Raw genomic sequence first — 9042 nt, forward strand, 5'->3', positions numbered from 1 at the left:
ACTAGCTCGTGCGGATCAATCAGGCAGTTCAAGACATGCAACAGGCCGCCGCGCCGAAAATCAGCTTTGTGTCCCTGGGATGCCCGAAGGCGCTGGTGGATTCCGAGCGGATCATCACGCGGCTGCGGGCGGAAGGCTATGAACTGGCGCGCAAGCATGACGGCGCCGATATCGTCATCGTCAACACCTGCGGCTTCCTCGATAGCGCCAAGCAGGAATCGCTGGGCGCCATCGGCGAAGCGATGGCCCAGAACGGCAAGGTCATCGTCACCGGATGCATGGGCGCGGAACCGGAGCAGATCGAGGCGGCCCATCCCGGGGTGCTCTCGATCACCGGACCGCAGCAATATGAGAGCGTGCTGGAGGCGGTACACCGCGCGCTGCCGCCGATGCATAATCCCCATCTCGACCTGGTGCCGCCGCAGGGCGTCAAGCTGACGCCACGGCATTACGCTTATCTGAAAATTTCCGAAGGCTGCAACAACCGGTGCAGCTTCTGCATCATCCCGAAGCTGCGCGGCGACCTGGTGTCGCGTCCGGCCAACGACGTGTTGCGTGAGGCCGAAAAACTGGTCGGCGCCGGCGTCAGGGAATTGCTGGTGATCTCGCAGGACACCTCGGCCTATGGCGTCGATTTGAAATATGCGATGAGCCCGTGGAAGGACCGCGAGGTCCGCGCCAAATTCTATGATATCGCGCGCGAGCTCGGCGAGCTCGGCGCCTGGATCCGGCTGCAATATGTCTACCCCTACCCGCATGTCGACGAGGTCATCGGCCTGATGACCGACGGCAAGGTGCTGCCCTATCTCGACATTCCCTTTCAGCATGCGAGCCCCGATGTGCTGAAGGCGATGAAGCGTCCGGCGGCGCAGGACAAGACGCTCGAGCGGATCAAGCGATGGCGCGAGCAATGTCCGGATCTAACGTTGCGCTCGACCTTCATCGTCGGCTTTCCCGGCGAGACCGATTCCGACTTCGCTTATCTGCTCGACTGGCTGGATGAAGCCGAGATCGACCGCGTCGGCTGTTTCAAATATGAGCCGGTCGCGGGCGCGGCATCGAACGCGCTAGGCAGTGCCGTCCCGGACGAGGTCAAGCAGGAGCGCTGGAACGCGCTGATGGCGCGCCAGCAGAAGATTTCCGCCCGCCGGTTGAAGCGCAAGGTCGGCACAAGGCAGCAGGTCATCATCGATGAAGTCGGCCCGACCGTCTCGAAGGGCCGCTCGAAAGCGGATGCGCCGGAGATCGACGGCGCGGTCTATGTTTCGAGCCGCCGTCCGCTGCGCGTCGGCGAGATCGTCACCGCCAAAATCGAACGCTCGGACGAATACGATCTGCACGGCAGCGTCGCCGGATTCTGAATGGAATGCTTGACATCCGCCATCGTTCGGCTGTATGGCCGCGTCCCATGACATCGAACCGGATCCAACGCCGCGCCACTTTCCCTCGTCGCACCTGCGACGATGATGGGCTGCGCCGTGTCCGACGACAACGCTGAACAGATAAATCAGCAACGTTTTCGAGAAGGCCGCACCCGCAACGTGCGGCCTTCTTTCGTTTTGGCCCCATTTCACCGAACCGCAGGAGATCGACATGACCGTTGCCACGCATCCGTTCGACGCCTTGATGGATATCACCCCGCGCCCGGCGACCGTTTTCGTCAAAGGCGAAGGCTCGTGGCTGTGGGATGACACCGGCAAGCGTTATCTCGACTTCATCCAGGGCTGGGCGGTGAACTGCCTGGGCCACTGCCCGCCCGCCGTTACCGATGCGCTGGCGGCGCAGGCCAAGCTGTTGCTGAACCCGAGTCCGGCCTTCTACAACGCGCCGAGCCTCCGGCTCGCGAATGCCCTGGTCGAACTGAGCTGTTTCGATCAGGTGTTCTTCGCCAATTCCGGCGCGGAAGCCAATGAAGGCGCGATCAAATTAGCGCGCAAATATGGTACACTGCACAAGAACGGCGCGTTCGAAATCATCACCTTCGAAGGCGGCTTCCACGGCCGCACGCTGGCGACCATGTCGGCTTCCGGCAAGAAGGCGTTCGAGCCGCTGTTCGAACCGAAAGTACCCGGCTTTCGCAAGGCCAGGCTGAACGATCTCGCCTCGGTCCGTCGCCTGATCAACGAGCAGACCGTCGCCGTGATGCTGGAGCCGATCCAGGGCGAAGCCGGCGTCTGGCCCGCGACCGATCGGTTTTTGCGGGAATTGCGGGCGCTGACCGAGCAGCGCGGCCTGCTGCTGATCGTCGACGAGATCCAGACCGGCATCGGCCGCACCGGCAAACTCTTTCACCACGAGCATGCCGGGATCGAACCCGACATCATGACACTCGGAAAAGGCATCGGCGGCGGCGTACCGCTGGCGGCGCTGCTGGCGACCGAACACGCGTCCTGTTTCGAGCATGGCGACCAGGGCGGCACGTTCAATGGCAATCCGCTGATGTGTGCCGCGGGGCTTGCGGTGATCGAACAGGTCGGCAAACCGCAATTCCTGAAAACGGTTGTCGATAGCGGCCTGTATCTGGAGAGCGAATTGCAGCGGTTGTCGGCGCGGCACGGTCTTGGCGAAGTTCGGGGACAAGGTCTGTTGCTGGCGCTCGACCTGAAGCTTCCGATCGGCGCGTCGATCGTGGCGCAAGCGTTCGAGGCCGGCGTGCTCCTCAATTCGCCGCAAGCGGATGCATTGCGGTTCATGCCGGCGCTCACCGTCACGCGCGATGAAATCGGCACGATGATCGATTGTCTTGATTTGATCCTGACCAAGATAGGGGCTGCGAGACGGGTGGCGTAGGCTGCTTTCTCCGCCATTGCGAGGAGCGCAAGCGACGAAGCAATCCGGCTCTCAACATGCTGGATTGCTTCGTGGAACCTGTCATCGGGCGGCGCTTTGCGCCGACCCGTTGGCCCGCAATGACGATCGATTAAGGCTTCAGGATCGATGCACCGGTGGTGGCGCGGCTTTCCAGGTCGATATGGGCCTTGGCCGCATCCTTCAGCGCATAGGCATGGTTGATCGGCACATGGATCGTGCCGTTGATGACGGCGGCGAACAACGTGTCGGCGCCCTCCAGCAGTTCCGAACGATTGGCGATGTAATCGTTGAGCTTCGGCCGGGTCGCGAACAGCGAGCCGTGGTTGTTGAGTTCGGCAATCGCAAATGGCGGCACCGGGCCCGACGCGTTGCCGAAGCTCACGAACAGTCCGCGCGGCTTGAGACAGGACAACGAGCCTGGAAAGGTCGATTTGCCGACACCGTCATAGACGACATCACAAAGCTCGTTGCGGCTGATCTGTTTCACGCGCGCCACGAAATCCTCGTCGTTATAGAGGATGACGTGATCGCAGCCATTGGCGAGCGCCAACTCGGCTTTCTCCTTCGATCCCACCGTGCCGATGACATGCGCGCCCATCGCCCTCGCCCATTGGCAGGCGAGCAGGCCGATGCCGCCGGCGGCGGCATGGATCAGCACGCGATGGTGCGGCTCGACCTTGAAGGTCTTGTGCAGGAGATACCAGACCGTCAGCCCCTTCAGCATCAGCACGGCACCCTGCTCATAGGTGATGTGGTCGGGCAATTTGACCAGCCGCTCCGCGGGAATGTTGCGTTCGGAAGCGTAGGCGCCGAGCGTGTAGTAATAGGCGACGCGATCGCCGGGATGAAAATTGGTCACGCCGGGTCCGACCGCCACGACTTCGCCCGCCGCCTCATTGCCGATGACGAACGGCAGGCCCGGCGCCTTGTAGAGGCCGTTGCGAAAATACACGTCGATGAAATTGAGGCCGACCGCGTGCTGGCGGATATGCACCTCGCCAGGACCCGGTGCCGGCACATCCACGGCTTCATATATCAGAGCTTCCGGGCCCCCTACCTGATGCACGCGCACGGCTTTGGTCATCGAGGGTCCTCCTTTGGATATTTCCCGGGATTCTCTTGAGCGGAGCCAAGGCCATCGAGGCCGCGTTGTCAACTCGATGGCTTAGGGGAAGGTCTCCAATCGATTAATGGCCGGTTGTTTTGCGGTTGCGCTTGGCCAGCACATTGAAGGCCTCGACCGCCGCCGAAAACGCGATGGCGAAATAGATGTAGCCGCGCGGGATGTGGAATTGGAATCCATCGGCAACCAGCGCCACGCCGATCAGCAGCAGGAACGCCAGCGCCAGCATCTTGGTGGTGGGATGCTCGGCGACGAATCTCGCCACCGGCCCCGACGAGGCGTACATGACGAGACAGGCAACGATCACGGCGGCCACCATGACCTGAAGATCCTGCGCCATGCCGATCGCGGTGATGATCGAATCCAGCGAGAACACAAGGTCGATGACGACGATCTGCAGGATGATCCAGACGAACGCGCGCGCCCCGAACGCGCTTTCGGCTTCCCGGTCGTGGGCTTCCATTTCCCCATGAATTTCGTGCGTCGCCTTGGCGATCAGAAACAACCCGCCGCCGATCAGGATGATATCTCGCCAGGAAAAGCCAACGCCATTGACCGTGAAAACGGCCTGCGTCAGCCCGATCAGCCATACCAGCAGGCTGAGCAGCAGAATGCGAAACACCAGCGCCAGCGCCAGCCCGATCTGCCGCGCCCGCTTCGCCTGCGGCGGCGGAATGCGCGCGACGATGACGGAGAGGAAAATGACGTTGTCGATGCCGAGGACGATCTCAAGCGCCGTCAGCGTCAGCAACGCCGCCCAGGTTTCCGGATTGGACCACAGTGCGATCATATGCCGAACGATCGAGCGAGGCGGATCGCCGCGTCGCTTCCCGCGACATAAACGGCGATCGCGCACAGGGCGATGGTGACCGGCGCGCCGACGTCGAAATCATTGACCAGCGCGTAGATCGCGAGCACCGCCCATACCGCGATCAACGACAGCGTCAACCCGCGCAGCCGCGCCACGCGCACCGGGTGCAGGACGTGGAATGGAATGAATGTCGCCGCGATCAGGATCGCGATCGCGAGGCTGGAGAGCGCGGGCGGCCAACGCAACAGGAACAGATAGAAGGCGGCGGCATTCCACAGCGCCGGAAAACCGCGAAAATGATTGTCTGCCGCCTTCATGCGGCGGTCGGCGAAATAGAGCGCGCCCGAAACGACGATTCCGACGCCAAGCAGCGGCGCCGCCAGCGGCAGCAGCAGGCCGCTCGCAGTGATCGCATAGGCCGGCACGAAGACATAGGTGACGAAATCGACCACGAGGTCGAGCACTTCGCCGGACCAGTTCGGCTGTACCCGGCCGACGTCCAGCCGCCGCGCGATCGGGCCATCGATCGCGTCGATCACGAGCGCGACCCCGAGCCAGCCGAACATCGCAGGCCAATGCTCGCGTACCGCCTCCAATTGCGCGATCAGGGCGATGCCCGCCCCCAATGCCGTGAAGACATGCACGGAGAAGGCGGCTGCCCGCGTGTGCGGCGGCGCGGACAACGAATCCTGCTGGTCGGCCTGGTCCATCAAGGCGGCAGTGCTATCAGGAATCGCGCACTTTTGCACATCGGCGCTTGCGGCGTTCCGCCGCGCGATTTGGTAGACAAAAGGGCCCGCAACGCAGGCTTGAAAATGCCGCCGGGAACGTCAATTGTGCCGGTATGAACGATGCCCCAGTTCCCTTCGATGTGGCCGTGATCGGCGGCGGGCCCGCCGGAGTTTCGGCCGCGATCGCGCTGGCGCAGACCGGCGCGAAGACCGCCCTGATCGCCCGGCGCGCGCCTTATGCCGACAACCGCACCACCGCCCTGCTCGGCGATTCCGTCAGCTTTTTGCAGGGTCTGGACGTCTGGTCCCGTTGCGAGGACAAGGCGGCGCCGTTGCGGAGCATGCGGCTGGTCGATGACACCGGCCGGCTGATCCGCGCCCCGGAGGTCAGGTTTTCGTCCGAGGAAATCGGTCTGGCGGAATTCGGCTACAACATCGAAAACCGCGAATTGATGGTGGCGCTGGAAGATCGCGCCGCGGCGCTTCCGGAACTGATCCGGTTCGATGACGAGGCGGAGGCGATTGAACCGGGAGAGGCCATCGTCACCATTCGCACCGCCGGCGGACAATCGCTTGCGGCGCGCCTTGTGGCCGGCGCCGACGGACGGCAATCGCTTTCCAGGAAAGCCGCCGGCATCGAGATCAGGCAGCGCCTGCTCGATCAGGCGGCGCTGACCTTCAACGTCACCCATTCCCGGCCGCACGGCAATGTCTCGACCGAGTTTCACACGCCGCAAGGCCCGTGCGTGTTCGTGCCATTGCCCGGCGCGCGTTCCAGCGTGGTGTGGGTTTCCGCGCCCAAGGAGGCTGAACGGCTGATCGCGCTGTCGGATGACGCGTTGTCGGAGGCCGCGGAAGCGCGGTCGCATTCCGTCCTCGGCCGCATCCGGGTCGAACCCGGACGGAATCTGTTTCCGCTCGCGATCGAGCTGCCCGCGAGATTTGCCCAACGCCGCATCGCGCTGGTCGGCGAAGCCGCGCATGTGCTGCCGCCGATCGGTGCGCAGGGCCTCAACATGGGATTGCGCGACGCGGCCGATATCGCCGGCATCGTGCGTGACACCGTGGCTGCCGGCGGCGATCCGGGCGCACCGCAGGTGCTCGACCGCTATCATTCCGCCCGCAGCGCCGATGTCGCGACCCGGACCTGGGCGATCGATCTAGCGAACCGTTCGCTGCTCAGCGATTTCCTGCCGATCCAGTCGCTGCGCGCGGCCGGCCTGCATCTGCTCGGCTCGATCGGGCCGCTTCGGCGCATCGCCATGCGCGAGGGTCTGGCGCCGTCATGGCGGCCGTCACGGCGGGTTGGTTAGAGCTGGATGACTTTTCTTCGAATCGTCATCCAGCTCTATCTTTCTGTTTGAGCATGATCTCCGCGCAAACGCGTTCCGCGTTTGTCGCGAGGGGAAACCGGTTTCCACTTTTCCGGATCGTGCTCTAAGGAAACACCAGCCGGCCCGTCTGCAACAGCCACATCACGCCGGTGAGCGTGACGACCGAGGCGAAGGTTCCGATCAGCACCGCGACGGAAGCCGGTTCGATCCAGCTGTCGTTCTGCCGGGCGATCACGAACACGTTCAACGCCGGCGGCAACGATGCCATCAGGACCGCGGTTGCGGCCCAGGGCTGCGCGAACGGCCCCACCAGCAACATCAATCCGAATACGATCAAGGGATGGATCAGGAGCTTGATCGCGACCACGCCGGGAACCTCCCACGGCACGCGGCCGAATGGACGCAGCGCGACCGTCACGCCGAGCGCGAACAACGCCACCGGCGCCGCAGCGTTTTGCAGAAACAAGAGCATATGATCGATGGCAACTGGCGGACGGAAATGGATCGCGGCCGCCAGCGATCCCGCGCAGGTCGACATGATCAACGGATTGAAAACGATCTGCCGCGCCACGACGGCGAGCGTATGCAGCAGCGACGGATGCTTGCGGTCGGTGAGCGCGATCAGGAGCGGCACGATCGAGAACAGGAAGATGCTGTCGCAGCAGAAGATCAGCGCGGTCGGCGCCGCGGCTTTCGCCCCCAGCACGGCCAGTGACAGGCCGGGGCCCATATAGCCGATATTGCCATAGCCGCCGGAAAGGCCCGCCAGCGTCGCCTCACGCAACGTCAACCTTCCGGCCAGGCGGCCCGTCAGCAGCGCGAGCACGAAAGCGCTCATCGTGCCGAGCGTGGTTGCGATCAGAAACGGCGGGTTGTTGAGTTCGGCAAACGGCGTTTTGGACATGATGCCGTACAGCAGCGCCGGCAACGAAACATAAAGCAGGAAGAAGCTCATCCAGGCCAGGCCGGCCTCGGGGATCGCCTTGGCCTTACCGCAGGCGAAGCCGATGAAGATCAAGCCGAAATACGGCAGCGCCAGATTGAGAACATCGAGCATCGGGAAATGTCTTTTTCATCGCAATCGCCCCCGGTCGGCACACCGGACAGCCGCCACAGCTTAGGGTTAATTCGCCCGTTTGCCTCTAGCATCGGCCACAATCATGGTCTATTCGACAAAACATGATAAAAACGCGTACCGCCAAATTTCAGATCGGGCAGATCGTCCGCCACCGGATCTTTTCGTTCCGGGGCGTGATTTTCGACATCGATCCGGAATTCAGCAATACCGAGGAATGGTGGCTGGCGATCCCCGAGGATGTCCGGCCGCACAAGGATCAGCCGTTCTATCACCTGCTCGCCGAGAATTCGGACTCGGAATACGTCGCCTATGTTTCAGAGCAGAACCTGTTGCCCGACGACTCGGACGAGCCGATCCGGCACTCACAGGTCGCCGAGATTTTCGTGAAGGACAAATCAGGCGGCTACCGGCCGCGAAATCCTTCGTTGAATTAAATCTCGCGCCAGGAAAATTAGATCTCCCGCCAGGGATCTTCCGCCAAGTCGATCCGGGAATAACGCTTCTCACGCAATAGCGCTTCGCACGAAAAAGGCGCCCGACCGGGCGCCTTTTGTTTGAGACGATCTGCCTCTTGTTTTATTTACCGGGCGGAGTGGCCGGAGCCTGGCCCTGCGGCTGGGTGGCCTCGAGCTTCTTGCGGGCCTCTTCCGCGCGCTTTTGCAGCTCTTCCTGCAGCTTCTTCTGGTTCTCTTCAAATTCCTTCGGATCGGTCGGCGGCCCATCATAGGCCTTGGCGAAGCTGCCGCCGGTTTCCTGCAGCGGCAGCGGCAAGGTCAGCGGCGCGCCGTTGGAATTGATGGCCTGAACCACCAGATTCTGTCCCTTCCTCATATTGGCGAGCAGTTCCGGCGTGGCTTCGTAATCCGACATGCAGCCATTCTGGAAGCAGATCACATAGGGAGACTGGATCGGAGGATTGTTGTCGACGATGATGCGGGTGCCGTGAACGAGTTGCATGCCCAGCGGCAGCGTCACGCGCAGGATCTTCTTCGGCTCGCCTTCAGGCTCGATGATCACGGCTGCGATCACCGGCTGGCCCGACTCGATGCGCCCATCCTTGCCCGTGAAGCAGACCTGCTTGGCGCCGGCGTCCTGGCCCTTCAGGCAGAACTTGGTCCAGGGCGCGTAGATGAGCTGCGGAATCTGCTGATCCG

At 62.8% G+C, this 9042-nt stretch carries 9 protein-coding genes; 4 read left to right on the top strand and 5 right to left on the bottom strand.

Annotated elements, in window-relative coordinates; genetic code table 11:
- Positions 1 to 35 precede the first annotated feature (35 nt).
- Both rimO and HB630_RS27485 read left to right on the top strand, forming a co-directional pair.
- Positions 36 to 1361 (top strand): 30S ribosomal protein S12 methylthiotransferase RimO, encoded by a 1326-nt coding sequence (gene rimO / locus HB630_RS27480; protein WP_213775856.1) that lies wholly within the window; start codon positions 36 to 38, stop codon positions 1359 to 1361.
- Between the two features lie 232 nt (positions 1362 to 1593).
- Positions 1594 to 2790, top strand: coding sequence for an acetylornithine transaminase (locus tag HB630_RS27485; protein WP_213775857.1), 1197 nt, complete (start codon positions 1594 to 1596; stop codon positions 2788 to 2790).
- A gap of 130 nt (positions 2791 to 2920) precedes the next feature.
- Here the strand turns inward: HB630_RS27485 and HB630_RS27490 are convergent, their stop codons facing one another.
- The 3 genes from HB630_RS27490 to pcsA all read right to left on the bottom strand — a co-directional run bounded on the left by HB630_RS27490 (position 2921) and on the right by pcsA (position 5455).
- The gene (locus HB630_RS27490; RefSeq protein ID WP_213775858.1) at positions 2921 to 3895 is read right to left on the bottom strand and encodes a quinone oxidoreductase; all 975 of its coding nucleotides are present in this window, start codon (positions 3893 to 3895) and stop codon (positions 2921 to 2923) included.
- 103 nt (positions 3896 to 3998) lie between these two features.
- Positions 3999 to 4724: a TerC family protein gene (locus HB630_RS27495; protein ID WP_213775859.1), complete on the bottom strand. Its 726-nt coding sequence runs from the start codon at positions 4722 to 4724 to the stop codon at positions 3999 to 4001.
- Complete coding sequence (gene pcsA / locus HB630_RS27500; RefSeq protein ID WP_213775860.1) at positions 4721 to 5455, bottom strand: phosphatidylcholine synthase; 735 nt, start codon at positions 5453 to 5455, stop codon at positions 4721 to 4723. Before pcsA ends, HB630_RS27495 begins: the two co-directional genes overlap by 4 nt.
- A gap of 134 nt (positions 5456 to 5589) precedes the next feature.
- On the opposite strand from pcsA, the gene HB630_RS27505 reads away from it, so the two are divergent.
- Entirely contained in the window at positions 5590 to 6789 is a 1200-nt protein-coding gene (locus HB630_RS27505; RefSeq protein WP_213775861.1) for a UbiH/UbiF family hydroxylase, read from the top strand.
- 124 nt (positions 6790 to 6913) lie between these two features.
- Here the strand turns inward: HB630_RS27505 and HB630_RS27510 are convergent, their stop codons facing one another.
- A complete protein-coding gene (locus tag HB630_RS27510) occupies positions 6914 to 7867 on the bottom strand; it encodes an AEC family transporter (RefSeq protein WP_213775862.1) in 954 nt (317 codons plus the stop codon).
- A gap of 122 nt (positions 7868 to 7989) precedes the next feature.
- Between HB630_RS27510 and hspQ the strand changes: the two genes are divergently transcribed.
- On the top strand, positions 7990 to 8322 hold the full coding sequence (gene hspQ, locus HB630_RS27515) for a heat shock protein HspQ (RefSeq protein WP_213775863.1): 333 nt from the start codon (positions 7990 to 7992) through the stop codon (positions 8320 to 8322).
- Positions 8323 to 8464: 142 nt separating this feature from the next.
- Here hspQ and HB630_RS27520 read toward each other — a convergent pair.
- Positions 8465 to 9042: invasion associated locus B family protein (locus HB630_RS27520; RefSeq protein WP_213775864.1), on the bottom strand; the 578-nt coding region annotated here is incomplete at its 5' end.

The sequence above is a fragment of the Bradyrhizobium sp. dw_78 genome (genome assembly GCF_018449525.1).
In the GTDB taxonomy this organism is placed as follows: domain Bacteria; phylum Pseudomonadota; class Alphaproteobacteria; order Rhizobiales; family Xanthobacteraceae; genus Bradyrhizobium.

What these genes read in the sequence shown, in the direction of transcription:
- HB630_RS27495 (WP_213775859.1), bottom strand. Translation starts at nt 4,724, where the DNA reads ATGATCGCACTGTGGTCCAATCCGGAAACCTGGGCGGCGTTGCTGACG.
- pcsA (WP_213775860.1), bottom strand. Translation starts at nt 5,455, where the DNA reads ATGGACCAGGCCGACCAGCAGGATTCGTTGTCCGCGCCGCCGCACACG.
- hspQ (WP_213775863.1), top strand. Translation starts at nt 7,990, where the DNA reads ATGATAAAAACGCGTACCGCCAAATTTCAGATCGGGCAGATCGTCCGC.
- HB630_RS27490 (WP_213775858.1), bottom strand. Translation starts at nt 3,895, where the DNA reads ATGACCAAAGCCGTGCGCGTGCATCAGGTAGGGGGCCCGGAAGCTCTG.
- rimO (WP_213775856.1), top strand. Translation starts at nt 36, where the DNA reads ATGCAACAGGCCGCCGCGCCGAAAATCAGCTTTGTGTCCCTGGGATGC.
- HB630_RS27510 (WP_213775862.1), bottom strand. Translation starts at nt 7,867, where the DNA reads ATGCTCGATGTTCTCAATCTGGCGCTGCCGTATTTCGGCTTGATCTTC.
- HB630_RS27505 (WP_213775861.1), top strand. Translation starts at nt 5,590, where the DNA reads ATGAACGATGCCCCAGTTCCCTTCGATGTGGCCGTGATCGGCGGCGGG.
- HB630_RS27485 (WP_213775857.1), top strand. Translation starts at nt 1,594, where the DNA reads ATGACCGTTGCCACGCATCCGTTCGACGCCTTGATGGATATCACCCCG.